This window comes from Mesorhizobium sp. M7A.F.Ca.MR.245.00.0.0 (assembly GCF_003997415.1).
In the GTDB taxonomy this organism is placed as follows: domain Bacteria; phylum Pseudomonadota; class Alphaproteobacteria; order Rhizobiales; family Rhizobiaceae; genus Mesorhizobium.
On record NZ_RZTE01000001.1, the window covers coordinates 306,258 to 330,203 of the forward strand.

The 23,946-nt window shown below is 62.5% G+C and carries 25 protein-coding genes; 14 read left to right on the top strand and 11 right to left on the bottom strand.

Annotated features, from left to right (window positions below):
• Window position 1: 1 nt before the first annotated feature.
• The gene (locus tag EOB80_RS01455) at window positions 2-451 is read left to right on the top strand and encodes a VOC family protein (RefSeq protein WP_127326412.1); all 450 of its coding nucleotides are present in this window, start codon (window positions 2-4) and stop codon (window positions 449-451) included.
• Between the two features lie 46 nt (window positions 452-497).
• Here EOB80_RS01455 and EOB80_RS01460 read toward each other — a convergent pair whose 3' ends face one another.
• Together EOB80_RS01460 and EOB80_RS01465 are read right to left on the bottom strand one after the other, a co-directional pair.
• Entirely contained in the window at window positions 498-1,151 is a 654-nt protein-coding gene (locus EOB80_RS01460; RefSeq protein ID WP_013525162.1) for a GntR family transcriptional regulator, read from the bottom strand.
• A gap of 106 nt (window positions 1,152-1,257) precedes the next feature.
• Window positions 1,258-2,436, bottom strand: a complete 1,179-nt coding sequence (locus EOB80_RS01465) for an FAD-binding oxidoreductase (RefSeq protein ID WP_127326413.1) — start codon at window positions 2,434-2,436, stop codon at window positions 1,258-1,260.
• A gap of 204 nt (window positions 2,437-2,640) precedes the next feature.
• Between EOB80_RS01465 and EOB80_RS01470 the strand changes: the two genes are divergently transcribed.
• The 5 genes from EOB80_RS01470 to EOB80_RS01490 are packed head-to-tail and all read left to right on the top strand — an operon-like array spanning window position 2,641 to window position 6,875.
• Entirely contained in the window at window positions 2,641-3,843 is a 1,203-nt protein-coding gene (locus EOB80_RS01470) for a pyridoxal phosphate-dependent aminotransferase (RefSeq protein ID WP_127326414.1), read from the top strand.
• Window positions 3,844-3,851: 8 nt separating this feature from the next.
• Complete coding sequence (locus EOB80_RS01475) at window positions 3,852-4,307, top strand: acetyl-CoA carboxylase biotin carboxyl carrier protein subunit (RefSeq protein WP_127326415.1); 456 nt, start codon at window positions 3,852-3,854, stop codon at window positions 4,305-4,307.
• A 5-nt stretch (window positions 4,308-4,312) separates the two neighbouring features.
• The gene (gene accC, locus EOB80_RS01480) at window positions 4,313-5,686 is read left to right on the top strand and encodes an acetyl-CoA carboxylase biotin carboxylase subunit (protein WP_127326416.1); all 1,374 of its coding nucleotides are present in this window, start codon (window positions 4,313-4,315) and stop codon (window positions 5,684-5,686) included.
• Window positions 5,676-6,065, top strand: a complete 390-nt coding sequence (locus EOB80_RS01485; RefSeq protein WP_127326417.1) for a biotin/lipoyl-containing protein — start codon at window positions 5,676-5,678, stop codon at window positions 6,063-6,065. Before accC ends, EOB80_RS01485 begins: the two co-directional genes overlap by 11 nt.
• A 36-nt stretch (window positions 6,066-6,101) precedes the next feature.
• Window positions 6,102-6,875, top strand: coding sequence for a 5-oxoprolinase subunit PxpA (locus EOB80_RS01490; protein ID WP_127326418.1), 774 nt, complete (start codon window positions 6,102-6,104; stop codon window positions 6,873-6,875).
• A gap of 17 nt (window positions 6,876-6,892) precedes the next feature.
• Here EOB80_RS01490 and EOB80_RS01495 read toward each other — a convergent pair whose 3' ends face one another.
• The 6 genes from EOB80_RS01495 to EOB80_RS01520 are packed head-to-tail and all read right to left on the bottom strand — an operon-like array spanning window position 6,893 to window position 12,613.
• Window positions 6,893-7,918, bottom strand: a complete 1,026-nt coding sequence (locus EOB80_RS01495) for a proline racemase family protein (protein WP_127326419.1) — start codon at window positions 7,916-7,918, stop codon at window positions 6,893-6,895.
• A 42-nt stretch (window positions 7,919-7,960) separates the two neighbouring features.
• A complete protein-coding gene (locus EOB80_RS01500; protein WP_127326620.1) occupies window positions 7,961-8,992 on the bottom strand; it encodes an Ldh family oxidoreductase in 1,032 nt (343 codons plus the stop codon).
• Between the two features lie 38 nt (window positions 8,993-9,030).
• Window positions 9,031-10,194, bottom strand: coding sequence for an epoxide hydrolase family protein (locus EOB80_RS01505; RefSeq protein ID WP_127326420.1), 1,164 nt, complete (start codon window positions 10,192-10,194; stop codon window positions 9,031-9,033).
• Window positions 10,191-11,171 carry a biotin-dependent carboxyltransferase family protein gene (locus tag EOB80_RS01510; protein ID WP_127326421.1) on the bottom strand — a complete coding sequence of 327 codons (981 nt, stop codon included), beginning with the start codon at window positions 11,169-11,171 and terminating at the stop codon, window positions 10,191-10,193. Before EOB80_RS01510 ends, EOB80_RS01505 begins: the two co-directional genes overlap by 4 nt.
• Window positions 11,168-11,830: a 5-oxoprolinase subunit PxpB gene (gene pxpB / locus EOB80_RS01515; protein WP_127326422.1), complete on the bottom strand. Its 663-nt coding sequence runs from the start codon at window positions 11,828-11,830 to the stop codon at window positions 11,168-11,170. Before pxpB ends, EOB80_RS01510 begins: the two co-directional genes overlap by 4 nt.
• Window positions 11,831-11,836: 6 nt before the next feature.
• Window positions 11,837-12,613, bottom strand: a complete 777-nt coding sequence (locus EOB80_RS01520; RefSeq protein ID WP_164762484.1) for an SDR family oxidoreductase — start codon at window positions 12,611-12,613, stop codon at window positions 11,837-11,839.
• Between the two features lie 238 nt (window positions 12,614-12,851).
• Between EOB80_RS01520 and EOB80_RS01525 the strand changes: the two genes are divergently transcribed.
• The 8 genes from EOB80_RS01525 (at window position 12,852) to EOB80_RS01565 (ending at window position 19,779) form a co-directional block, all read left to right on the top strand.
• The gene (locus EOB80_RS01525; RefSeq protein WP_127326423.1) at window positions 12,852-13,487 is read left to right on the top strand and encodes an RraA family protein; all 636 of its coding nucleotides are present in this window, start codon (window positions 12,852-12,854) and stop codon (window positions 13,485-13,487) included.
• A gap of 148 nt (window positions 13,488-13,635) precedes the next feature.
• Window positions 13,636-14,745: a branched-chain amino acid ABC transporter substrate-binding protein gene (locus tag EOB80_RS01530; protein WP_127326424.1), complete on the top strand. Its 1,110-nt coding sequence runs from the start codon at window positions 13,636-13,638 to the stop codon at window positions 14,743-14,745.
• A gap of 118 nt (window positions 14,746-14,863) precedes the next feature.
• Window positions 14,864-15,775 carry a branched-chain amino acid ABC transporter permease gene (locus tag EOB80_RS01535; protein WP_127326425.1) on the top strand — a complete coding sequence of 304 codons (912 nt, stop codon included), beginning with the start codon at window positions 14,864-14,866 and terminating at the stop codon, window positions 15,773-15,775.
• On the top strand, window positions 15,775-16,734 hold the full coding sequence (locus EOB80_RS01540) for a branched-chain amino acid ABC transporter permease (protein ID WP_245466214.1): 960 nt from the start codon (window positions 15,775-15,777) through the stop codon (window positions 16,732-16,734). Before EOB80_RS01535 ends, EOB80_RS01540 begins: the two co-directional genes overlap by 1 nt.
• Window positions 16,735-16,736: 2 nt before the next feature.
• A complete protein-coding gene (locus tag EOB80_RS01545) occupies window positions 16,737-17,501 on the top strand; it encodes an ABC transporter ATP-binding protein (RefSeq protein WP_127326427.1) in 765 nt (254 codons plus the stop codon).
• Window positions 17,501-18,229, top strand: coding sequence for an ABC transporter ATP-binding protein (locus EOB80_RS01550; protein WP_127320927.1), 729 nt, complete (start codon window positions 17,501-17,503; stop codon window positions 18,227-18,229). Before EOB80_RS01545 ends, EOB80_RS01550 begins: the two co-directional genes overlap by 1 nt.
• 561 nt (window positions 18,230-18,790) lie before the next feature.
• Complete coding sequence (locus tag EOB80_RS01560) at window positions 18,791-18,994, top strand: CsbD family protein (RefSeq protein ID WP_127326428.1); 204 nt, start codon at window positions 18,791-18,793, stop codon at window positions 18,992-18,994.
• A 311-nt stretch (window positions 18,995-19,305) separates the two neighbouring features.
• Complete coding sequence (locus EOB80_RS01565; RefSeq protein WP_164762485.1) at window positions 19,306-19,779, top strand: c-type cytochrome; 474 nt, start codon at window positions 19,306-19,308, stop codon at window positions 19,777-19,779.
• A gap of 452 nt (window positions 19,780-20,231) precedes the next feature.
• Here the strand turns inward: EOB80_RS01565 and EOB80_RS01575 are convergent, their stop codons facing one another.
• The 3 genes from EOB80_RS01575 to EOB80_RS01585 form a co-directional block, all read right to left on the bottom strand.
• Window positions 20,232-21,113, bottom strand: a complete 882-nt coding sequence (locus EOB80_RS01575; protein WP_127326429.1) for a cytochrome c oxidase assembly protein — start codon at window positions 21,111-21,113, stop codon at window positions 20,232-20,234.
• Between the two features lie 96 nt (window positions 21,114-21,209).
• Window positions 21,210-22,964 (bottom strand): thiamine pyrophosphate-dependent enzyme, encoded by a 1,755-nt coding sequence (locus EOB80_RS01580; RefSeq protein WP_127326430.1) that lies wholly within the window; start codon window positions 22,962-22,964, stop codon window positions 21,210-21,212.
• Between the two features lie 106 nt (window positions 22,965-23,070).
• On the bottom strand, window positions 23,071-23,946 hold an 876-nt coding region (locus EOB80_RS01585; RefSeq protein ID WP_245466215.1), incomplete at its 5' end, for an ATP-dependent DNA ligase.

Here is a 23,946-nt window from a genome sequence, read left to right on the forward strand (position 1 = left end):
AATGGGTAACTTCGACAAGTTGCATCACATCTGCATCGTCGTGCACGATATCGACAAGGCGCAGGCCTACTATGACTCCATAGGCATCGGGCCATGGGAGTCCTATCCGCCGCTGGCCGAATACGAAGAACTGCAGGTCCCAAGCCCCGAGGGTTTCAAGGCGATGCAATACCGGATTTGCAACTTGCCGAACGTTCAGCTGCAGCTGTGCCAGCCGAACGGCGATCCTTCACCGCAGCGAATTCATCTCGACAGCAAGGGTGAAGGCGTCTTCCATATCGGCTTCGAGGTTCGTGATGCGGACGCAGCCGAAACCAAGGCGAAAACCGACGGACTTGCCGTGCTGATGCGCGGGCGCCGGGAAAACCGCACCGGCTTCACTTATTACGACACAGCCGACAAGGCAGGCGTGATCCTGCTGACCCGGGCAACCAATCTGCCCGGCAAATGATCTTCGCGCAAAGGATTGGGAGTGGACAAGGAGACGGGGCGACTGATCAGCTTCCCCGCAATTCCTGAAGCCGGTCGACCAGGAATTTACCGCTGGTGATGATATGCATTTCCAACAGGCCGACGGCGCGCAGCGTATCCTTGGCTTCGCACAGGTCGATGAGTTGCCAGTGGTCGCGGTCGGACTGGGCCTGGATCTCGGTGAGCGTCACCATCATGCGCGTGTAGCGTTCCAGCTGCTGATAGATGCGCCCGACCAGTTCGATGGTCGCCTTGCGGCCGGACGGCTGGTAGAGCGCGGCGTGGAAGTTCCAGTTGAGCTGGTTCGAGTACTCGCCGGTCTTGCCCTGCTCCTGGTGCTGCTTTGCGCGCTCGCGGGCCAGCGCGAGGTCGGCCTCCGTCATCCTTGGAATGGCGAGGGCCAGTAGCCATGTTTCGATCCGGGCCCGCAATTCGTAGAGCTCGAGGATCTCGTCCAGGGAAATGGAGGTGACGACGGCGCCCTTGTGGGAAACCAGCGTGACGAAGCCTTCCGAATGAAGCTGATGCAGCGCCTCTCGCACCGGAATTCGGCTGACGCCGAACTCGGTGGCCAGATGCTCCTGCCGCAGCTGAAAGTTGGCCTCGTATTCGCCGATCAGGATCTTCTGCCTGATGGCATCGGCGACCTGGGTCGAGATGGTTTTCTTCTGTACGAGCATGAATCAGCCTGAGGCGGCCGCCGTGTTTGTTGACTGGCGCCGTGTTGATTGAAGAAGTGGACGCATAGCACCGTTGTCACTGCGATGCCATGTCGCCCGTTTCGCTTCAGTAGACATGTTCCTCGATAGGTTGATTGCCAGCGATCCGTTCGTAGCGGAAGGCCGACAGGTCGACAGAGCGGTACTCGCCATAGGCAATGAGATCACTGACGCCCGACCCGGTCGCCGCTGCATGCATCATGCCGTGGCCGCTGAAGCCGGTGGCCAGGACAAAGTTCGAAACCTCGGGATGCCGGCCGATGATGCCGCTGTGGTCGAAGGTGTTGTATTCGTAGAGCCCCGCCCAGGCGCGCAGCATGCGCAATTGTTCGAAGCCGGGCACGCGATGGGCGAGCGCCGGCCAGATCAACTCGTCGAACAGGTCGTAATCCACATCCAGGCCAAAATCGTCCGGCTCGTTCTCGCGCACCGGCGGAATACCGCACAGGAAGAGCTGGCCTTCCGGCCGCAGCCAGAAGCCGCTCGTGTCGAAGACGAAGGGGCAGTTTTCGATCCTTGCCGGCGTTTCGAAGACGAAGACGCAGCGCTTGCTTGGGACAACCGGCAGTTCGGCGCCGGCCATCCTGGCAACGCCCGCGCTCCATGGTCCGGCCGCGTTGATCACCGTGCCGGCGGCAAGCCGATCGCCATTGTCGAGCACCACTTCGCCGACCTTTTGGGGAGACGCCATGGTCAGTCCGGTCACCGTCGCGGCAAGATAGTTCACGCCCTGTGTGCGCGCCTTTCGGCGGAAGGCCTGCATCAGGCCGGGGCCGTCGAACCAGCCTTCGCTGCCAAGGCCGAGCGAGCCAAGGGCGAGATCGTCCGTGTTGAGCCACGGGAAGCGTCGTGCCAGATCGACCTGCTCGATCAGTTCGGCGTCGACGCCCATGCCGCGCTGAACGCGGTTCTTGGCACGTTGCGCGTCTGCCCGCTCGGGCGTCGCCAGCACGAGGTAACCGGGCTCATGCAGGCCGATGTCGGCCAACTCGTCGCCGATGGCAAGCCGCGTCTTTACCTGGCGCAGGAAGTCGATGCTGAACTTCGACATGGCGATGTTCGGCGCCGTGCCGAACTGCTGGCGGATGGCGCTGGTCGACAAGGAAGACGAGGAGGCCGTGTAGTAGGGGTCCCGCTCGATCACCGCAATACTGCCATCGAAATCTGGATTGGCTGACAGGAAATAGGCGATCGAGCTGCCGACAACGCCGCCGCCGACGATCACCACATCATAGTTTGTGCCCATTCCAATCGTGTTCCCTATCTCGAATGTCATACGCGGCGATGAAGGATTGGATACTTTCCTCTATCGACCCACCACTGGAATGAGACATAACCCGGTCTTCGACGCAGAAAAAGGGGTTTGACGCGAAAATAAGAATACATTATCCAATTTGTACCAGATATAACCTGCCCGGCAACGTCGCGGCAGCCATGCCGAGGATTTCCCGTGGCCCTCATCGCTCCCCGTCTCGACGTCATCAAGCCAAGCCCCAGCATGGCGGTCACCGCGCGGGCAATCGAAATGCGCTCGGCCGGCATCGACGTCATCAGCCTGAGCGCCGGCGAGCCGGATTTTCCAACGCCTCCGCACATCGTCGAGGCGGCCTACGAGGCGATGCGCAGGGGTGAAACGCGCTATACGGCGGTCGACGGCACCGCCGCGCTGAAGAAGGCGGTGGCCGGGAAATTCAGGCGCGAGAACGGCCTCGACTACAAGCCTTCGCAAATCAGCGTCGCGGGTGGCGCAAAGCAGATCATCTACAACGCCCTGCTGGCAACGCTGGCCCCCGGCGACGAGGTGGTTGTCCCAGCGCCCTATTGGGTTTCCTACACCGACATCGTCCTGCTCGGCGAAGGCAAGCCCGTGGTCGTTCCCTGCACGGAGGCGCAGGGCTTCAAACTGACACCGCAAGCCCTGCGAGCCGCGATCACCGGGCGCACCAAATGGCTGCTGCTCAACACGCCTTCCAACCCGACAGGCGCCGTCTACAGCCCCGACGAACTTGCCGGCCTGGCCGGGGTGTTGCTCGATCACCCGCATGTGCACGTCCTGACCGACGACATCTACGAGCATATCCTGTTCGATGGACGTACCTTCCATACCATCGCCGGCGTCGAGCCGAGGCTGAAGGACCGTACGCTGACAGTGAATGGCGTGTCGAAGGCCTATGCCATGACCGGCTGGCGGATCGGCTATGCCGGCGGGCCGGAACCGCTGATCCGCGCCATGGCCACCGTGCAGAGCCAAAGCACGTCGAACCCGTCATCCATCTCGCAGGCCGCGACCATTGCCGCACTGGAAGGTCCCCAGGACTTTCTTCGCCCGCGGGCGCTCGAATTCCAGGCCCGGCGCGACCGCGCGCTGGAGCTGCTGCGCAAGATTCCCGACCTTACCTGCCAGACGCCCGAGGGCGCCTTCTATCTCTATCCCAATTGCTCGGCCCTGATCGGCCGTCGTCGCCCCGACGGCACTCCCATCGGCAGCGACGACGACTTCTCGCTTTACCTGCTCGATCAGGCGCGGGTCGCGGTGGTGCAGGGCTCAGCCTACGGTCTGTCGCCGCATTTCCGCATTTCCATAGCCACGTCGATGGACCTGATCGAAAAAGCGATCGGGCGTATCGCCGAGGCCGTCGAAGCGCTGCGCTAGTGCCGACGATGGATCTCGACTTCGTCCAGAAGCTGATCGAATTTGTCTCGCGTTCGCCCGTTGCCGAACTCGAGATCGAGCGCGATGGCGTTCGCATCCGCATGTCCAGGCAGGGGGTGCTGGCGCAATCCGCGTCGCAAGCGCAATCTGCGTCACAGTCGGGGCCAGCCACCGAGCCTGCCATCTTCACAAATCCGGCTTCGACATCTCCGCCCATCGCACGCTATTCGATCCGCGCGCCGCTGACGGGCGTGTTCTACCGCTCCGGCACCGAAGGTGAACCGCCGCTCGCTTCGGTTGGCGATGTGGTCGTGGAAGGGCAGAAGGTTGGTGTCCTCGAAGCCATGAAGACGTTCAATGTCGTGGAATCCGATCGCGCTGGGCGGATCGTCCAGATCGCGTTCGACGACCATGCCGCGGTGCAGTCCGGCGATGTGCTGTTCGTTCTCGAAGATTTGGGCTAGCGGCGATGTTCGACACCGTCCTTATCGCCAACCGCGGTGAAATCGCGCTGCGCATCCTGCGCGCCTGCCGCGATCTCGGATTGAAGACGGTGGCGGCGCACTCGGAAGCGGATGCGAGCCTTCGTCATGTTGCGCTGGCGGACAGGGCGATCTGCATCGGGCCGGCTGCCGCGACGGAGAGCTATCTCAATATCGCCGAGATCATCGCGGCCGCGCAACTCACCGGCGCGGGCGCGATCCATCCGGGCTACGGCTTCCTCTCGGAAAACGCCGCCTTCGCCGAGGCTGTCGAGAATGCCGGCCTTGCCTTCATCGGGCCGTCGGCGGCGGCGATCCGCACCATGGGCGACAAGGTCTCCGCCAAGCGCACGATGATCGCCGCCGGCGTTCCCTGCGTTGCGGGCTCGGAGGGGGCGCTGCCGCAGGACGAGCAGGCAGTGCGCGCCATTGCCGAGGCCATCGGCTATCCGGTCATCGTCAAGGCAGCGGGCGGCGGCGGCGGGCGCGGCATGCGCATCGTGCGCGAGCAGCACGCCCTGATGGAAGCCGTTTCAATGGCGGTGAAAGAGGCGAACCGGGCCTTCGGCAACCCGCAAGTCTATCTGGAGAAATTCCTCGAGCATCCGCGCCATATCGAGATCCAGATTCTGGCGGACAAGCATGGTAGGGCGGTCTGGCTCGGCGAGCGGGATTGCTCCATGCAGCGCCGCCACCAGAAGATCATCGAGGAGGCGCCGGCGCCCGGCATCGCCCGCGAGGCGATTGCCGAGATCGGCGAGCTGTGTGCCCACGCATGCCTGACCATCGGCTATACAGGCGCGGGCACCTTCGAATTCCTCTACGAGGACGGGCGCTTCTCTTTCATCGAGATGAACACCCGCGTGCAGGTGGAGCATCCCGTCACGGAACTCGTCACCGGCATCGATATCGTGCGCGAGCAGATCCGCATCGCCCGGGGCGAACCCCTGTCGTTCAGCCAGGAAGACATCCGCATCCAGGGCCACGCCGTCGAATGCCGCATCAACGCTGAAGATCCATACAGCTTTCGCCCGCATCCGGGCCGGGTCGAGCGCTGGACGCCGCCCGGAGGTCCCGGAATCCGCGTCGAATCGCATCTCTACTCCGGCTACACCGTCCCGCCGCACTACGATTCATTGGTGGCCAAGCTGCTGGCGCATGGCGTGACGCGAGCCGAGGCGATCCGGCGCATGAGCGGCGCGCTGGGCGAGATGGAGGCCCTCGGCATCGCCACCAACGCGCCGCTGCACGGCCTCCTGATGGACGAGCCCGGCTTCGCTGCCGGCGGCTTCGATATCCATCATCTCGAACGTCTCATTGAAGGCGGTCTGCTCCAGGGACGAGGCGGCGATGACGGTTGAGGAGATCGAAAGGCTGGCCGCCTGGTGCGCTAGCGCCGGCATCGGCGAGATCGAAGTGTCGGAGGCCGGGTTTTCGTTGCGCCTGCACATGCAATCCGTTGTTGCCTCGACACCCCCGGTCGAAGCCCCGAAGGCCGAAACGGTCTTCAAGGGCGTGCGCGCGCCCGGCGTCGGCGTGTTCCGTCTCGATCACCCAACGACCGGTCGTCCGATCGCCGAACCTGGCCAGACGGTTCGCAAGGGCGAGACGGTCGGCGTCCTGCAGGTCGGCCCATGCCTGAAGGCAATCGTTGCGCCGGCAGACGGTGTGCTGGGTGCGGCGCTGATCGAGGACGGAGCGGTCGTCGGCTACGGCACGCCGCTCTACGAGCTGGTGTGAAGCAAGGCGATGGTTCGAACCACTGAGGAAAGCGCCATGGCGGCCCAAGGATTGCAGGTCGATATCAATTCCGACATGGGCGAGGGTTTTGGAGCCTACAGGCTCGGCGACGATGCGGCGATCCTCGACATCGTCAGTTCAGCCAATGTGGCCTGCGGCTTTCACGCCGGCGACCCTGAAATCATGGCGGCCACGTTCTCGATGGCGCGCGACAAGGGCGTTGCCGTTGGCGCGCATCCGAGCTTCGCCGATCTGTGGGGGTTCGGACGCCGCATCATCCCGCATTCCATGGAGGAGATCGAAAGGCTGGTCGCCTACCAGATCGGCGCGGCGCAGGCGCTTTCCGCCTATGCCGGCCACCCGATCCGCTATGTGAAGGCGCATGGCGCGCTGGGCAACCTTACCCAGACCGACCGTGGCGTTGCCGAAGCGGTGACGCGCGCGGTCAAGGCCGTCGATCCCGGCCTGATCTGCCTGGCCATTGCGCTCGGCTTCCAGGACAGGATCGCGCGCGACGCGGGCCTGACGGTCAGGTCCGAAATCTTTGCCGACCGCGCCTATACGGAGGAAGGCTTTCTTGTCTCGCGCAAGCTGGAAGGCGCTGTCATCCACGACGCCGAGAAGGCGGCAGAACGGGTCGTGCGGATGGTCAAGCAAGGCGCCATCGAGACGCTTTCCGGGCAGATGCTGCAGACGCCGATCGATTCGATCTGCGTCCACAGCGACACGCCGGCAGCCGTCGCCATCGCCGCGCGCGTTCGGCGACGGCTGGAGGCGAGCGGCGTCAGGGTCAGAGCGTTCGCGGCCTGAGCACGGCCGCGTCCGTTTCAGAACCAGACGTCGCTGAGGCGATGCCCGCGTGGATAAGGGTCTGTCGGGTCGAGGCCATATTGGCCGATGCTGGTGATCCAGGCTTGTCCGGCGATGGTGACCACGACAGCGTCGCGATCGCCGAGGCGCGTATTGGCGATCACGCGGGAATCGAAATGGGTCCCGATGATCGATCTGTTGCGGAACAGCTCGCCCTTGGCGATCTGCCCCTTTGCCGACATTACCGCCAGCCGCCCGGTGGTGCCGGTGCCTGTCGGCGAGCGGTCGAGCCTGCCATGCAGGCACACCGTGCCGTTGACGCTTTCCACGCGCCCGTCGACGCGCTCGATCGGACCTTCGAAAATCACGTTGGACACGTCGCGGATCTTCGGGTTCTCCGGATGCACGACCTCGAGCTGTTCGTTGACCGCCTTCTTGATGCGTTGGCCCATCAGCGACATCTGGTGGGCCTCGTCGGGTGTTATGGAAAAGCCGAGTGCGCGCGCATTGACATGGGCGAAAGTCATGCCTCCATAGGAGGTGTCGACGGTGATCGTGCCGAGCCCTTCCACCTCGACATGCGTGTCGAGGTGGAGTGCAAAAGCCGGTACATTGGTGAACTCCACCTGCTTCACCTTGCCGTTCTCGCAGAGACAGCGCACCTCGATCATGCCGGCTGGCGCTTCCATGCGCAGCAATGTCTCAGGCTCCTTCATCGGCACCATCCCCGTTTCCAGCGCCACTGTGGCGACGCAGATGGTGTTTGAGCCAGACATGGGCGGGTATTCCGTGCTTTCAATTATGACGTAGCCGAGATCCGCCGAGGGATCGCAAGGCGGCAGGATGATGTTGCCGTTGACGTAGGGCGCACCGCGCGGCTCGAACAAGAGCAGCCCACGAATGTCGTCCATATGCGCTTCGAGATACTCCTTCTTTTCGAACATGGTCTTGCCCGGAACGTCCTTGACGCCTCCGGTGATCACGTTGCCGACTTCGCCCTCGGCATGGCAGCCGACGACCGTGAATGTTTTCGTCCAGCGCATTTTTCTCCTCCTGTGATTGGTCTTGGCCCTGGCGATACCGATTCAGACCGCGTCGAGCCCCCGTTCGAGAAAACGATCGAGTTGTTCCATTTCCTGGTGCGATAGGACGATACCGTCGCGCTCCGACGTCTCGCGGGCTAGGAACCGCCTTTGCGAGGGCAGGCGCGCACCCTGGCCCAAGATCGCCTCGAACAGCGCTTCAGCACGGCCCAGCGGATTGCCGGGCCGGCCGGCGGCGAAGGCTTTCGGCGAGAAAGCGATGACCAACTCTCCGTGCGACGGATAAAGCGTCGTGGTGCCAAGCAGCTCGAGCGCCTCGGGGCTGGTCAGGTCGCCGATCATGATCCCGGCGAGCAGTTCGATCATCGTCGCGATGGCGGAGCCTTTGTGCCCGCCGAAGGGAAGCATGGCGCCCGCCAGGGCAGCTTCGGGATCGGTCGTTGGCCTGCCGTCAGAATCCATGGCCCAGCCTTCCGGCAGCTTCTTGCCTGCCCGGCGGTGGAGCTCGATCTCGCCGCGCGCGGCAACCGAGGTCGCGAAGTCGAAAACGTAGGGAGGCTGCTCTTCTCGCGGCCAGCCAAAGGCAAAAGGATTGGTGCCCAGCAACGGTCCGTTGCCACCGGTCGGAGCGACGGTGGCATAGCTCGGGCACATGGCCAGGCCGGTCAGGCCTGCCTGTGTCAAAGCTTCGACCTCCACCCAAAGGGCGGAAAAATGCACCGCATCGTTGATCGCGAGTGCGGCAATGCCGCACGACCGTGCCCGCTCGATCAGCACCGGCAGACCCAGTTCGAAGGCTGGGTTGGCGAAACCATGCTTCGCATCCACTTTGACGAGGGCGGGAGCGTCTTGCGGCAACAACTCGGGCAGCGCGTCCGGTTTTACCTTCCCGGCCTTGATTGTCCGTAGGGCGCCCTCGATCCGGTAGATGCCATGCGACTTGCAGGCATCGCGTTCCGCCGCGACGATGACCCTTGTAATGGCGCTGGCCTGAATGGGGTTCAGTCCGGCCTTGCGGAAAATTGCATCGACGCGCTCATGCAGGGCATCGATGGTGATCGTGGTGTTGGTCATTTCTGGCCTTCGGGTTTGGCTGCGCGCTAACGCTGCCTTTAAAAATCCAGACCACCGGCAAAGGCTTTTAGATCCTGTGCAAGCAAAGCGGGCTGCTCGAGGGCTGCGAAATGACCACCGCGCGGCATCGCTGTCCACTGGCGGATGTCCTTGAAGACGCGCTCGACCCAACTCCTTGGCGGCATCGGCAATTCCTTGGGAAACAAAGCCACGGCAAGCGGGACGTTGATCGCCGTGCCGGGCGCGAATGCAAGCGGACGGGCGCGCGTTTCCCAATAGAGCCGCATCGACGAAGCGACGGTCCGGGTGAACCAGTAGAGCGAGATGTTGGCGAGCATGTCGTCGCGCGAAAAAGCGGCGTTGGCCAGATCGCCATCGCAATCGCTCCAGTCGCGGAATTTTTCGATCATCCACGCTGCCAGTCCGACCGGTGAATCCGTCAGTCCATAGGCAAGCGTTTGCGGGCGCGTCGCTTGAATATGAGCATAGGCGCCATGAAGATCCGCCCATCCGGCTTTCCGTTCCAGGAAGGCGCGTTCTTCCAAGCTCAGGTCGCCATCCGGGCCTGGATCGTGAGGAGGTGAGTATGAGCCGGGGATGAAGTTCAGATGCACGCCGGCGAGACTGTCTGGATACGCGTGCGCCAGGCAGGTCGACACGCTGGCGCCCAGATCGCCACCTTGCGCGAGATATCGTTTGTAGCCGAGACGGCTCATCAACGCGGCCCAAAGGTCGGCGACGGTGAACAGGTTGAGACCACGCCTGGTCGGTCGGCTTGAAAAGCCATAGCCGGGAATCGAGGGGGCCACGACGTTGAAGGCGTCCTCCTGTCTTCCGCCATGCGAAAGCGGATCGGTCAGAAGCGGGATCAGCCTGTGAAATTCGAAGACGCTGCCTGGCCAGCCATGGGTGAGTATGACCGTTCTGTTGGTCGCTACAGCGGCGCGCGCATGGATGAAATGGATGGTTTCGCCGCCGATATCCGTCTGGTAGTGCGGATGGATGTTCCAGGCGGCTTCCTGCTTGCGCCAGTCGAAGCCGGTGCGCCAGTGCTGCATTAGTCGGCGCAGTTGCTCGTGCTCCGTTCCCTGCGCCCAGCCTATTGACTCCAACTGGTCCGGCTCGCGCCAGGTCGAGATGCGCTTCTTCAAATCGTCGATTTCAGACTGGGCAATCTCGATGGTGAAGGGGCGAATTTTCATGGAGTCCTCTGCTCGCCGGCCATAAGGTTTCGGGCGGCGATAAAGTCGTGACTTTGCTGCCGGTTCGCGCGAAGCGCTTCCGTCGACGCTTCTATCGAGACCGCTGAGAAACGCAGGCGCGCGCCGACCGGCGCTTGCGCCAGCCGCCAGAGGTCGGCTTCGATCACCGTAGCGATCTTCGGATAGCCGCCGCAAGTGTTGGCATCGGCAAGTTGGATGATCGGTTGGCCGGACGGCGGCACCTGGACTGTGCCTGGTACGATGCCGTGCGAGAGCAATTCGAGCGGTGAGAGGAGCGAAAGCGTCTCTCCAGCAATGCGATATCCCATGCGGTTGGCGTCGTTGGTGATGCGCCATTCGCTGCCGGTGAAAGCCGCCTGGGCCTCCGGCGTGAAGGCGTCGAACTCGGCGGCCGGCAGAACCCGCAATTCGATTGCCGAGGCCAAGGCGTCCGCCGCGCCTCGTCGCTCCTCCAGCGCTGCGCCGATGCCGCCCGCGGGAAGGCGGCATTGCGCAGGTTTGAGCGCAAGCCGGTCACCGCGCGACAGGCCGCGTCCAGCGAACCCGCCGAAACCGCCTTTCACATCCGTCGCGCGCGACCCCATGACGGGCGGCAGATCGATCCCGCCGGCAAAGGCGATGTAGGAACGAGCACCGGCGCGCGGTGCCTCGAGGACAAGGGTCTCGCCTGCGCGGATCGTCATGGCCCACCAGGGCGGGCAGGGCCGGTCGCCGATGCTGACGGCGCAATCAGCGCCGGTGATGGCGACGGCGGTGTCGATATGCGCGCGCAGCCGGAACGGATGAAGCGTGACCTCGATCCCGGCGGCCGAAGGATCATTGCCCAGCATGAGATTGGCGATCGCCAGTGCCTGCTTGTCCATGGCGCCGCCATGGCTGACCCCCAGCGCCAGATGACCGGGCCGGCCGAGATCCTGGACCGTGTTCGGCAGGCCGGTGGTGAGGATCTCGATCATGCCTCGATCCCTGCAATTGCGAAGCGAATCTTGTCTCCGGGCCTGAGCAGCACGGGCAATTCCGCTTCGGCCTTGAACAGCTTCACGTCGGTATGGCCGATGATGTGCCAGCCGGACGGCGCGGTCATCGGCATGATACCCGCCTGCGCGCCACCAATGATGACGGCGCCCTCAGCGACTTTGAGGCGAGGCGTGCTGCGCCTTGCCCAGGCAAGCAGCGGGTCGAGACCGGATAGATAGGGAAAACCCGGCATGGCGCCGATGGCGGCGACGGTGTAGCGGGCCGCCGCGTGGCGCCTGACGGTCTCGTCGACAGACAGGCCGCAATGCGCGGCCCAGCCGGTGAGATCCTCGCCGCGCGCGCCGCCGTAGTGAACGGGAATCGTATGATGCGTGCCGGTCACCGGGTGGGCATCGGTGGCGGACCAGAGCGACATCAGTTGATCTCCGACGCTGTGGGCGTCTGTGGCGAGCGGGTCAAACACCACCAGCAGGTTGTTCATGCCGGGAACGGCCTCGCGCACCCCTTCGAGGCTCAGCGCGGCATTCGCTACCGCCCAGACCAGTTCCTGGGTGGCATCGTTGAAAGCCCCCTGCGTTCCATCGAGCAGCAGCGCGCCCGATCCCGCAAGACTGATGTGGGGCGAACCGACAACCATGAGCGGTCAGTCCTTCACCGGCACCGTATAATTCAGGATCAGACGGCCGCCGTCCGGATAGATGGTCTGGCCGACAATGTAGGAAGCGTCGTCGCTGGCCAGGAAGGAAGCGACGCTGGCAATCTCCGATGGCTCGCCACAGCGGCCGCTCGGCGTGCGCGACAGGATAGTCTTGCGCTGCGCTTCGCTGACCATGACCGAGCTCTTGACCATGTCGGTCAGGATGGTGCCGGGGCCGATGGCATTGACGCGGATATTGTGCGGGATCAGTCCGACAGCCATCACCGCCGTCAATTGCTTGATGCCGCCCTTCGACACGGCATAGGCGACGGAATTGGGAATGGCCAGAATGGCATTGATCGATGACATGTTGATAATCGAGCCGCCGCGTCCCTGCGCGATCATGGCTCGTGCCGCGGCCTGTCCGAGCAGGAAGGGCGCCTTGAGATTGATCCGCTGAACCAGGTCGAAGGCTTCCTCGGGGAAGTCGACGAAATCGTCCAGATGGATGATGCCGGCATTGTTGATGAGGACGTCGACGCCGCCGAATCGCTCCGTGGCCTTGGCAACAATATCGGCTGCCATTTCCTGCGTGCATTCGGAGAGATCCGCCGATAGCCAGGCGGCACGCTCGCCAAGACGTTCGGCATGCTCGCGCCCGCGATCGGCCTGTATGTCGACAAGCACCACCTTGGCGCCATCGGCATGAAAGCGCTCGGCGCAGGCAAGGCCCAGGCCTTGTGCCGCCCCGGTGACGATCACGACTTTTCCTGCGTGCTTCACAACCCAATCCCTTTTTCACAATTACGCATTTATGGATATGTTATCCAATCTATCTTGAACTTCGACGCCATTGCAAGCCCCGGACAGGTGGATCTGTTGGGTCGCTCCTGCAGCCGTTCGCCATTCTCAAGCCACTTCTGCTTTTTTCTGCCGACCATCGCAAGGTTGGTTGACTCGACCGAATTAAGTGTGATTGGATACTATATTCAGAAAGTGCCGATGAGGAGGATTGTAGGCGATGGCGGATGGATCTCAGGAAAGCGAACTGATCGACGCGTTCCGCGCCCTTGCGACGCCGTTGATCAGCGACAATCTCGCTCGTGTCCCCGGGGCTGTCGGGTTGCGGCCGTTTCATCGGGTCAGCGGCGTCATGGCGGGGAGGGCGCTGACGGTCAGGACCCGCCCCGGCGACAACCAGTTTATCCATCGTGCGCTCGATCTGCTGCAGCCCGGCGACGTCATTGTCGTCGACGGCGGTGGCTATGAGGGGCGCGCGCTGGTCGGCGAAATCATGACAAGTGTCGCGGCTTCGCGCGGCGCCGCAGGCATTGTCATCGACGGCGCCATTCGCGATGCCGGTGCCATCGGCCGCAATCCGTTCCCATGTTTCGCGCGGTCGGCCATCCATCTCGGACCTTACAAGGATGGTCCGGGAGCCATAAATGTTCCCGTCTGCATAGGCGGCATGGTCGTCGGTCCTGGCGACATCGTCGTCGGCGACGAGGATGGCGTCGTGGCATTTTCAATCGACGGTGCCGCGGCCTTGCTGGCGGCCGTCCGGGCGCAGGAAGCCCGCGAGGCCGAGATCATGCAGAGCATCCAGGAGAACCGTTATCAGGGAGCCTATGCCCGGGCTTCAAGCGGCAGTCACTGATCTGCCGGGTCAGTCCTTGCCGGTGACAATCGTGTGGCCGGCTGGCGATCCTGCTCAACATAACCGCTCCGCAGCTAACCGAGGGGCGAAACAATGCATTTCGGGCACGCCGCCTGGATGCACCAACAGGGGAAAATGGAGAGAATTGATGGTTGTTTCCTTCAAGAGGCTAGCTTGCGCCACCGCCCTTGCCGGGCTGGCTCTGACCACGATGGCCGCGGCTGCCGACATCAAGATCGGCATCGTGGCCCCCATGACCGGCCAACTGGCCAGTGAAGGGCAGGATATGGAGAACGCCGTGAAGATGGCGATCGATGCCGTCAACGCCAAGGGCGGCGTAAACGGCGACAAGATCACTATCACCACCGCCGACGACGCCTGCGATCCGCAACAGGCGGTGACCGCAGGCAGCAAGCTTGTCTCGGAAGGCGTGACCGCCATCGTCGGCGGCTACTGCTCGGGCGCCGTCTTGCCGACATTAAAGATCTATGGTGACGCCGGCATTCCGTTCGTCATCATCGGAGCGAACTCGACCAAGCTGGTCGCCGCCAATCAGGGCAATGCCTTCCTCGCCAATTCGACCGGCGACATGCAGGCGACGACAGCCGTCGAACTCTTCAAGAAGAATGGCTACAAGAAGTTCGCGTTCGTGGACGAAGGCGATGCCTATTCGTCCGACCTGGCCAAGTTGACCGCCGAAGCTTTCAAGAGCGCTGGCGGCGAAATTGCCGCCAAGGAGACCACCACGGCCGGCGAGCAGGACTATTCGGCGGTCGTCACCAAGATCAAGTCGAGCGGCGCCGATGCTGTCTTCTGGACCGCCTACCATGCCGGTGGCGCTCTGCTCACCAAGCAGCTCCGGCAGGCCGGGTTCCAGGGCGGCATCGTGCTGGGCGACGGCAACAATTCACCGGAATATCTGGAGATCGCCGGGTCGGCCGGTGAGGGCGTGTACCTGTTGTCTCCGCCGACTGTCGACCTCTTGTCCGGCGCCGCCGACTTCAAGGCCAAGTACAAGGAAACCTATGGCCGCGACGCCGGCGCCTATGCGGCGCTCTCCCACGATGTGGGCGACCTGATCGTCGATGCGATCACGCGGGCCAAGTCGGCGGATCAGAAAGCGATCATCGAGGCGCTCAAGGCGAGCGATTTCAAGGGCCTCGCCGGTGAAATCAAGTTCACCGACAAGAACACGCTCCAGACCTCGAACTTCCGCCCGGTGATTGCAAAGGGCGGCAAGTGGGTGGCTGTCGAATAAAGGCCAACCGGATTGATGCCGAGGCAGGCCTTGTGGCGGCCTCGGCGTCACCGCCGATTGTCTGGTGCGCCGACGCTGCGCCCAGACAAGACTTTTTCAATTCTGCCCTGGAGCATCAATGACGCTCGACCTGCTTATTCAGCAACTGGTGAACGGTCTTATCGTCGGCTCGTTCTATGCCCTGATCGCGCTTGGCTACAGCATGGTCTTCGGCGTCATCAAGCTCCTGAATTTCGCCCATGGCGACATCTACATGAACGGCGCCTTCGTCGGCCTCATCGTGTTCTCCTTTGTCGGCATATGGGTCGGCAATGGCTGGCTGGGCGTGGTCTGCGCCCTGCTTGTGTCGATGCTGGCTGTCGGCTTGCTCGGCGTCATCATTGAACGCTTCGCCTATCGGCCGATGCGCAATGCGCCGCGCCTCTCCATCCTCATCACGGCGCTTGGTGCCTCGATGGTGTTGAACGGCACGGCACTCGCCCTGACCGGCGGGCGGCATTACGCCTTCAACACCGACCTCGGTTTTGCCGGTGTCGACATTTCCACCGTTCATATCACCTACACGCAGATGATTCTGGTGGCTGCCTCCATTGCTCTTATGGCAGGCATGCAGGCCTTTGTCTCCCGCACCATGTACGGCAAGGCGATGCGCGCCGTGTCCATCGACATGGGGGCGAGCCGCCTGATGGGCATCGATGTCGACCGGGTGATCGCCTTGACGTTTTTCATGGGCTCGGCGCTCGCTGCCGGCGGTGGGGTCATGGCCGGCGCCTATTATGGCAGTGTCCATTTTTTCATGGGCTTCATCATGGGGCTCAAGGCCTTCACCGCCGCTGTCATAGGCGGGATCGGCAGCGTGCCGGGCGCCATGCTCGGCGGCTTGCTGCTCGGCCTGCTCGAGGCTTTCGGTTCGTCCTTGCCCTTCGTCGGATCGGAGTGGCGTGACGTCTTCGTTTTCGGGACCCTGATCCTGTTCCTTGTGTTCAAGCCGACCGGCCTTCTTGGACGCTCTGTCGTGGAGCGGGTGTGATGATCGACGAAGTCAGAACCATGCCGACCGCCGTGCAACCGCAATTGATGCGCTGGTCCGTCGTGCTGCCCGGCCTGACGGCACTCGCCGTCGCGCTGGTGTTGCCGCAATTCGCCAACGGCTATGTGACGGAGGTGGCAACCACGGCGCTGCTCTATGTGGTTCTGTGCCTCGGCCTCAACATTGTCGTCGGCTATGCAGGCCTGCTCGACCTCGGCTACGCCGCCTTCTTCGCAGTCGGCGCGTACACGTCAGGCATCCTGACCGCCGAGTTCGGGTTCAATTTCTGGCTCACCATCCCGGTCGCCATGGCGGCAGCCTGCGTGGCTGGCATCATCATCGGGGCTCCGACATTGAGATTGCGCAGCGACTATCTGGCGATCGTGACGCTGGGCTTCGGCGAAATCGTGCGCATCATCGCTCGCAACCTCGACATCACCGGTGGCGCGAGCGGACTCATCGGCATCGAGCGCCCGGAGATATTCGGCTTCAGGTTGATGCAGGTGCAGCACTTCTACTATGCGTTCCTGGTGCTTGCGCTGCTCACCGCCTTCGTCTGTCTGAGCGTCGAGCGATCGCGAATGGGACGAGCCTGGTTCTACGTTCGCTACGATGAGGACGCCGCCGCCGGTATCGGCATCAACCGTGTCACGGCCAAGCTGCAAGCCTATATGATGGGCGCTGTGATCGCTTCGGTGGCCGGATGCCTCTACGCGGCCAAGATGACGGCCATCTCGCCGGAGAGTTTCACCTTCAACCAATCGCTGCTCATCCTTCTCGGCGTCGTCCTGGGCGGCATGGGCCGCATTCCCGGCGTCGTCCTTGGTGCTGTTCTCGTGGCTCTGCTTCCGGAGGTGCTGCGCGGCGCGGGGACCTATCGTCCCCTGGTGACTGCGGTTGCGCTGCTGGCAATCATGCTCTTCAGGCCGAACGGGCTGTGGCCGGACAAGCGAGTTTGACCATGGCGCTGCTGGAAGTCCGCGATCTGCGCCTCAGTTTCGGAGGACTGAAAGTCCTTCACGACATTTCATTCTCAGTTGAGAAAGGCGCCATCAACAGTCTTATTGGGCCGAACGGGGCCGGCAAGACATCACTCTTCAATTGCCTGACCGGCTTCTACAAGCCGAAGGGCGGCTCGATCAGTCTGGGCGGCCGGCCAATCACCGGCTTGCCGCCGCATCGCATCACCGCGCTCGGCCTCGCCCGTACGTTCCAGAACATCCGGCTGTTCAAGGAAATGACCGTTCTGGAAAACGCCATGTCCGGCCAGCATTGCCGCAGCCGCCACGGCATCATGTCGGCGATCCTGCACTTGCCGGCACAGCGGCGCGAGGAGGAGGCGATCGGCGCGACTGCCATGCGCTGGCTCGATTTTGTCGGCATCGAGCAGCATGCGCATCGCCGTGCCGGTGGTCTTTCCTATGGCGATCAACGGCGGCTCGAACTCGCAAGAGCCCTGGCGTCGACGCCCGAGCTCATCCTGCTGGACGAGCCCGCCGCCGGCCTGAACGAGCGCGAGAAGCTGGACCTTGTGCACCTGATCCGCCGCATCCGTGACGAAACCGGTGTCACCGTCCTGCTGATCGAGCACGATATGGGCCTGGTCATGCAGGTGTCGGAGAAGATCGTGGTGTTCGACTATGGGCAGAAGATCGCCGACGGACCGCCGGAGGCCGTGCGAACAGACCCCAGGGTCATCGAAGCCTATCTCGGCACGGAGGAATGATGGACGCCGAAATCGTTCTTTCCGCGGACCGCATCGTCGCGCGCTATGACGGCATCGAAGCTCTTCATGGCGTCAGCCTTTCGGTCAAGCGCGGCCAGATCGTCGCCCTGCTTGGCGCGAACGGTGCGGGCAAGAGCACCACCCTGCGCACGCTGTCCGGCCTTGTTGCAGCATCCTCCGGAAATGTCCGCTTCCTGGGCGAGGACATAACCAAAGTCCCTGCCCACCGCCTGCCGCATCGCGGGCTCGTCCACGTTCCGGAGGGAAGGCGTATTTTCGGCGACATGACGATCAAGGAGAACCTTGACCTGGGCTCGTTTACGCTTGCCGACGACGTCGAGCGCCGCCGGCGGCTGGAGCATGTTTTTGAGCTCTTCCCCATCCTGGCGCGCAGACAGAATGGCGATGCAAGGAACCTCTCGGGAGGCGAGCAGCAGATGCTGGCGATCGGCAGAGCCCTCATGGCCGCGCCCAAGGTGCTGTTGCTCGACGAGCCTTCCATGGGTCTGGCGCCGCAACTGATCAAGGAAGTCATGAACATCGTGCAGCGCCTCAATCGTGAAGGCGTGACCATTCTGCTTGTGGAGCAGAACAGCAAAGTCGCCTTGAAGTTCGCCGACTACGGCTACGTTCTCAAGGCTGGGCGCATTGTGCTTGAGGGACCAGGCAGTGATCTTGCGAGCAACGAAGCGGTCATCAGCGCCTATTTAGGTGGCGTCGCTGCTTAGCTGGCAAAGCTGCCAACTCCCGGATTTTTACAAAATGAGGCCGCCACTCCAGTCCAGCCCCTAACATATTGATTTGTGCAGGAAGCACTGACCCTCAGAGACATAATCATTATTTGTCAACAGGTTACGAAGCCGTTCGCTCAAATCGATTCAGGAAGCTGGTCCAGCCATTTCGCTGGCCGAACTTATCTCAAGCCGAATGGCGGCTTTGCGCCTCAAGTCGGTCGTTAAGACCAACTTCGCCGTTTCCCGAAAGCCGACATCATCGGACTACGCTGGCTTAAGATGACTGTGCCTCTAGACGGACGGCGGCGACAGGATGAAAAGCGCTTGCGCCTGCTTGGTGGCGGAACTGTTGCGGAAGGTGTGGAGGCGTCTTGGGTCGAAGGTCGTGGCGTCGCCTTCGAGCAGGACGACCTCAATTGATGACGCAGGCTGAGCGTAAAGGAATGGGTCGCGGCCTGTGAGAGCAAGACGAGCGTCGAGTTCCAGGAACATCCGTCGTTGATTTGCGTTTGCTCTCCGAGGTTAGACGTTTTCAAACCGAAGGAGAACGGTGTCATGGACTGGAACCGCGTGGAAGGAAACTGGAAACAGGTGAAAGGCAAGGTCAAGGAGCAGTGGGGTAAACTCACGGATGACGACCTTGACCGCATCGCCGGCAAGCGCGATCAACTCGAAGGCAAGATCCAGGAGCGTTATGGCCTCGAAAAGGACCGTGTGCGGCGCGATATCGATGACTGGTACGGTCAGCAGGGCTGGTAAGCGCGTGAGCCCCGGGCCGCGGCCAATTCCAAGACGCGGCCCAACAGTCCGGCAGGTCCGGCTCATGCAGATGCCGAGCCTTGTCGTCAGTTGAATTTCGCAGCAAGGATTTCGTACTGTGTCAGAAGATATCTCTCGCAAGCAAGAGCAACGGGGGACAAGAAGGATCGTCATGTGGGCGACCGCAGTTATCGCTGTGATTTTCCTTGTTCTGCTGGCTACATTCGTGTTCGGCCCGCTGGTATGATTTTCATTGCCGATGATTGAGTTGTTTCAGCAAGATCCGGGGATGATCGGGCGTTTGAGGGCGCATGCAGCGGCCACCGGGCCGCGTCTTGCGACTGCGGCAGCAGGCGCGGATGAGCCGACAACCCGTCAGGCTGATGCCATCCGCGCTGCCCTGGGTGGCAGGCGTATCCGCGGCAATCGCCATTGTTCCGGTAGTTTGCGCCGTCAACTTGGTCCGCGGCGACAATTTCCGGGAAACCACCATTGCACAGGCCATCGGTGGCGACCCTGACCGGGCCGTCCCGGCAATGATCCGCAACGGCTGTGGCGGATGTCACGAAATCCCGGGAGTGCCCGGCGCCCGTGGCACCGTCGGTCCGTCCCTGCAAGGCGTCGTCGAAAGAGGATATACCGGGCCGTCGCGAGCCACCCCGGATGCGATGATGCGCTGGATCAGCAGGGCGCGGGACGTTGACCCGAAGACGGCCATGCCCAATACAAATCTGTCGCCTCAAGAGGCGCGCGACATTACCGCCTATCTCTATGCGCGAACATGAGGCGCGCTGAAGTCGCAGGCGTCTTGCCAGCAAAAGCAGCAGGCCAAGCATCAACACGGCGGCGCCCGCTACTGAGCCGCCAGAATCATGATCGTCTTGCTGGTTGTCGTTCCTGCCCGCAGATCAGATCAAGGATTCTCCGGGCGTTCGCACCGTGTGCATGGAGGGCCGATTGCCGATCGCCGCATCCTGCCAATACCAACATCGACGCTGCGCTGACCCACCTCAAACGCGGTTGCGCAGCCTTTCCCGTAACAATGCCAGTCAGGATTTGCGTTGGACATGTAAAGGCAAGCGACATTTGCGGTCATGTCCGCCTGCGAGAGCGGGCCAACGGACTCATGCACCTCGCCATGAAGGCTCCACCATCGTTGCCAAGGCCATAACGCAGCTGGCTGAAAAAGGATGCTTGGCAACACCGCCCGGTGAAAACCGACGTGAAGCGGTGCGCGTTAGACGATGCGCAACTCCTGGGGAGCCTGATGCCGCCGGCTGCTCGTTTGAATACAGAAAGCGACCGAGAGCAATGCGGCTCCGCCATAGATCAGGCCAGCGGGAATCCACATGATCAAGCCTGCAAGTTGCTGGTCCTCGAGCGGGCTGAGCCCCCACAGATCCGAGCCGACGGCATTAGCCGGATACCACAGCTTTGGCGAGACGACGAGCAAAACCCCGAGCAGCCCGGTGTGGAGCGAGGTGAAGAAGAGATGCATCACCGCATTGCCGCAAGCGTGCTCGCGGCCAGGGCGAGGCAGCAGCACCCACCAGAACAAAAGCCCGGTACCGAGGAAGCTCGCATGCTGGGCATAGTGCAGGAAACCCTGCTGGAGGGCAGCCTCGAACAGCGCCGGGACATGCCAGATCCATATCGCGGCTCCGTGCAGGACGGTCGCGACCACAGGGCGGCTGATGAACGCCCAGATCGCCCGAAGCGTATTTGCATGTCCGGCCGCTCCGAATATCTGGCGCAGCTGTACCGGCAGTGCCCACATCATCGCCGCTGTCGGGCGGGAGGCAACCAGCAGAGGCGCTGCGACCGCCATCAGCAATTCATGCTCGATCATGTGCGCCGCAAACACATGTTCGCCCAACGCATGGATCGGGCTTACAAGGGCGAACGCCAGGACGGCCCAGCCGGCAGCAAACTGGAAGGCCTGCCGTGATCGCAAGCGACATCCGCGTCCGCTCCGTCGCCACAGTCGGCTGGCGCCCGCTGTATAGAGCGACACGACTGCCAGGAGCGGCAATGTGATGGGAAGCGCCAGTGTCCAACCGGCTTGCGGGGCGCCGTTGCCATAGCAGATCGAGGTCGAAAAGAGCGCGTCGAAGCTCATGATCCGCATCCGTCAGCCGGAAGAGCACCGGAGCTCCGGTTCATCTGGAAAGATCCAGATTGAAGCCACTGAGGCGCTGTTCTCACCTCCGTGCCTCTAGGCGTCCATCATCGATTTCGCCGGCTCCCGGGCGATGTTTTCTTCTATGCGTTCGTGTCCCCGTGTCCGCGGCAGGGCCTGGCGGAAGTTCTTGGCGTAATCTGCCGGCATTTTGGGCGGCATCAGCGGCTCATACGCATCTACCAGCGCTTCGATCACGACAGGGCCTTCCGTGGCGAAAGCCTGGTCGAGAACCGTCTCGATCTGATCGGCCCGCTCGATGCGAAAACCCTTTGCGCCCATTGCTTCCGCCGCCATGGCAAAATCGATCGGCTGCAATTCGCAACCAAATTGCGGATTCCCCAGAAACATCATCTGCTCCCAGGCGATCTGATTGAGCATGTTGTTCTTGATCACCAGAACCTTCAGCGGGATCTTGTAGCGCACCGCCGTCGAGAATTCGCCGAGCTGCATGGCAAAGCCGCCATCGCCGACGATGGCGGCAATCGGTCGACCGGGAAACGCTATGCCGGCAGCGATGGCGTAGGCCAGACCGCAAGCCATCGACGCCAGCGATCCGGACACTCCAAATGCCTGGCCGCTGCGAAGATCGACATGGCGGGCGGCCAGCTCCGTGTTCTGACCGGAATCCGTGGCCAGTACCGTGTCGTCGGCCAATCTTTGTCCGAACGCCCGGGCAATCGCCTGTGGCTTCAAGGGTTGCGCCTGCACGTCTTCCGACTGCCGCATCATCTCGCGCCATTTTCTCATTGTCTCCTGGGAACGGCGCAGGAATTCATCGGAGGGCTTCTGCGTCAGACGTTGGTTGAGCGCGCGCAATGTCTCGGTCGCGTCGCCGACAAGGCCGGCCTCGACCGGAAAGCGCAAGCCGATCCGCTGCGCATCGCAGTCGATCTGGACGCCACGGGCCTGCCCGGGCTGCGGGTAGTATTCGATATAGGGAAAGGTCGAACCGACAATCAGCACCGCGTCGCAGCTCTCCATCGCCTCTTGCGAAGCCAGGGTTCCAAGAATGCCGATCCCGCCGGTGGTGTAGGGATGGTCGTCCGGCAGCACCGCCTTGCCCAGCAGGGCCTTCGCGACAGGAGCCTGCAGTAGGCGCGCCGTGTGTTCGAGTTCGGCGGCAGCGCCAATAGCGCCTCGCCCGGCAAGGATCGCAACCCGTGAAGCGTCATTGAGAATGGCGGCGGCTTTGTCGAACTCAACGTCCAGCGGTACGCTGTGACCGGCGAACATATCCTGCGGCGTGTGCGCCGGGCGATTGCGCTTGGAGCGCTTCGACGGATCGCTCTCCTGCTCCTGGATGTCGCTGGCAATCGAAAGATGGGCGACGCCCTTGCGCGCCAGCGCGGTTCGGCAGGCAAGGCTGGCGACGTTTTCCATATGCGCGGCGTCGGCGACATGTGCATTGTAAACGGAGACATCGTGGAACACGCGCGTCAGATCGACATCCTGTTGCGTGAACGTCTCGATCAGATCGTGGAACTGCATGCCCGTAATCGCCAGCACCGGAGCCTGGTCGAGCTTGGCGTCATAGAGGCCGGTCAGAAGATGTGTTCCGCCGGGACCGGACGTCGCAAGGCACACGCCCAGCTTTCCTGTCCACTTGGCATACGCACATGCCATGAAGGCAGCCGACTCTTCATGCCGGACCTGAACGAAGGCAATCTTGTCGCGCCGCGTCCGCAACGCTTCCATGACGCCGTTTATGCCGTCTCCCGGCAAGCCGAACACCACCTCCACGTCCCAGGCGACGAGCGTATCGATGAGAATTTCTGCTGCATTTGGCATGTCGGGGTAGCTCCGGTGGATGGTGTCCGAACCGGTGAATCCCGAGTTGGTTCCTTCGTCACAATAAATCGTGACAGGTTTCTGGAAGCGATCTTCCAGGAGCGGTCTATTCGATCTGCTCAAACGTGCATTGCCGTGGCGCCTTGTCGGGGCGCCAGCGCAGCAGTTTGGTGCCGTGGCGGAACCGATTGCCGGTAACGTGGTCAAAGCGGACCTCCACCACCAGTTCAGGCTGCAAGGGTTCCCATTGTCCGCTGCGCTCCGTGCTCCAGCGGCTCGGGCCGCCGGGCGCCTTGCCGGTGAATCCGGGCTCTGACCGCAGCCCTTCCAGCCGGCGCGTGAGCGCTCCTCTGTCGGTCCTGGCGATGGTCGACGTGAAGCCGACGTGATCGAGCTTGCCGTCGTCATTGTAGAGGCCGAGGAGCAGCGAGCCAACCTCACGACTGTCCGCGAGATAACGGAAACCGCCGACAACGCAATCGGCGGTGCGCCTCGGCTTTACCTTCACCATCGCACGTTCCCCGCACAGATAATGCTCATCAAGCACTTTGGCCATGATGCCGTCGGTCGATGCATGGCCGGAGCCGTGTAGCCATCGAGCCGCCGTGGCTGCATCATAAGTGCACTTCGACAGGCGAAGATCTGGACTGTTCGAGGAGGTCACGAAGTCCTCGATCGCTCGCCGCCTTTCCACAAGTGGCTTGCCCGTGATGACCTCGCCGCCCGGCCTGGCAAGCATGTCGAAGAGGATCAGACTGGCAGGCGTCTGCGAACTCAGTTTGCGGATTCTGCTTTGTGCCGGGTGAAGGCGCATCTGCAGCGCCTCGAAGGAAAGCTCACCGTCAACCTCAATGACAATCTCGCCGTCGAGGACGAAATGCCCGCGCTTGAGGTCACGCAAAATGTCCGTGATTTCTGGAAAATAGCGGCCGAGCGGCTTGCCGGATTTGGCGCGCAGGTCAACGGTGTCGTCGCTCTTGAA

Excerpts from the sequence above, each read along its gene's own strand:
- EOB80_RS01455 (WP_127326412.1), top strand. The coding sequence starts at position 2 with ATGGGTAACTTCGACAAGTTGCATCACATCTGCATCGTCGTGCACGAT.
- EOB80_RS01460 (WP_013525162.1), bottom strand. The coding sequence starts at position 1,151 with ATGCTCGTACAGAAGAAAACCATCTCGACCCAGGTCGCCGATGCCATC.
- EOB80_RS01465 (WP_127326413.1), bottom strand. The coding sequence starts at position 2,436 with ATGGGCACAAACTATGATGTGGTGATCGTCGGCGGCGGCGTTGTCGGC.
- EOB80_RS01475 (WP_127326415.1), top strand. The coding sequence starts at position 3,852 with ATGGATCTCGACTTCGTCCAGAAGCTGATCGAATTTGTCTCGCGTTCG.
- accC (WP_127326416.1), top strand. The coding sequence starts at position 4,313 with ATGTTCGACACCGTCCTTATCGCCAACCGCGGTGAAATCGCGCTGCGC.
- EOB80_RS01485 (WP_127326417.1), top strand. The coding sequence starts at position 5,676 with ATGACGGTTGAGGAGATCGAAAGGCTGGCCGCCTGGTGCGCTAGCGCC.
- EOB80_RS01490 (WP_127326418.1), top strand. The coding sequence starts at position 6,102 with ATGGCGGCCCAAGGATTGCAGGTCGATATCAATTCCGACATGGGCGAG.
- EOB80_RS01495 (WP_127326419.1), bottom strand. The coding sequence starts at position 7,918 with ATGCGCTGGACGAAAACATTCACGGTCGTCGGCTGCCATGCCGAGGGC.
- EOB80_RS01500 (WP_127326620.1), bottom strand. The coding sequence starts at position 8,992 with ATGACCAACACCACGATCACCATCGATGCCCTGCATGAGCGCGTCGAT.
- EOB80_RS01505 (WP_127326420.1), bottom strand. The coding sequence starts at position 10,194 with ATGAAAATTCGCCCCTTCACCATCGAGATTGCCCAGTCTGAAATCGAC.
- EOB80_RS01510 (WP_127326421.1), bottom strand. The coding sequence starts at position 11,171 with ATGATCGAGATCCTCACCACCGGCCTGCCGAACACGGTCCAGGATCTC.
- pxpB (WP_127326422.1), bottom strand. The coding sequence starts at position 11,830 with ATGGTTGTCGGTTCGCCCCACATCAGTCTTGCGGGATCGGGCGCGCTG.
- EOB80_RS01525 (WP_127326423.1), top strand. The coding sequence starts at position 12,852 with ATGGCGGATGGATCTCAGGAAAGCGAACTGATCGACGCGTTCCGCGCC.
- EOB80_RS01530 (WP_127326424.1), top strand. The coding sequence starts at position 13,636 with ATGGTTGTTTCCTTCAAGAGGCTAGCTTGCGCCACCGCCCTTGCCGGG.
- EOB80_RS01535 (WP_127326425.1), top strand. The coding sequence starts at position 14,864 with ATGACGCTCGACCTGCTTATTCAGCAACTGGTGAACGGTCTTATCGTC.
- EOB80_RS01540 (WP_245466214.1), top strand. The coding sequence starts at position 15,775 with ATGATCGACGAAGTCAGAACCATGCCGACCGCCGTGCAACCGCAATTG.
- EOB80_RS01545 (WP_127326427.1), top strand. The coding sequence starts at position 16,737 with ATGGCGCTGCTGGAAGTCCGCGATCTGCGCCTCAGTTTCGGAGGACTG.
- EOB80_RS01550 (WP_127320927.1), top strand. The coding sequence starts at position 17,501 with ATGGACGCCGAAATCGTTCTTTCCGCGGACCGCATCGTCGCGCGCTAT.
- EOB80_RS01560 (WP_127326428.1), top strand. The coding sequence starts at position 18,791 with ATGGACTGGAACCGCGTGGAAGGAAACTGGAAACAGGTGAAAGGCAAG.
- EOB80_RS01565 (WP_164762485.1), top strand. The coding sequence starts at position 19,306 with ATGCAGCGGCCACCGGGCCGCGTCTTGCGACTGCGGCAGCAGGCGCGG.
- EOB80_RS01575 (WP_127326429.1), bottom strand. The coding sequence starts at position 21,113 with ATGAGCTTCGACGCGCTCTTTTCGACCTCGATCTGCTATGGCAACGGC.
- EOB80_RS01580 (WP_127326430.1), bottom strand. The coding sequence starts at position 22,964 with ATGCCAAATGCAGCAGAAATTCTCATCGATACGCTCGTCGCCTGGGAC.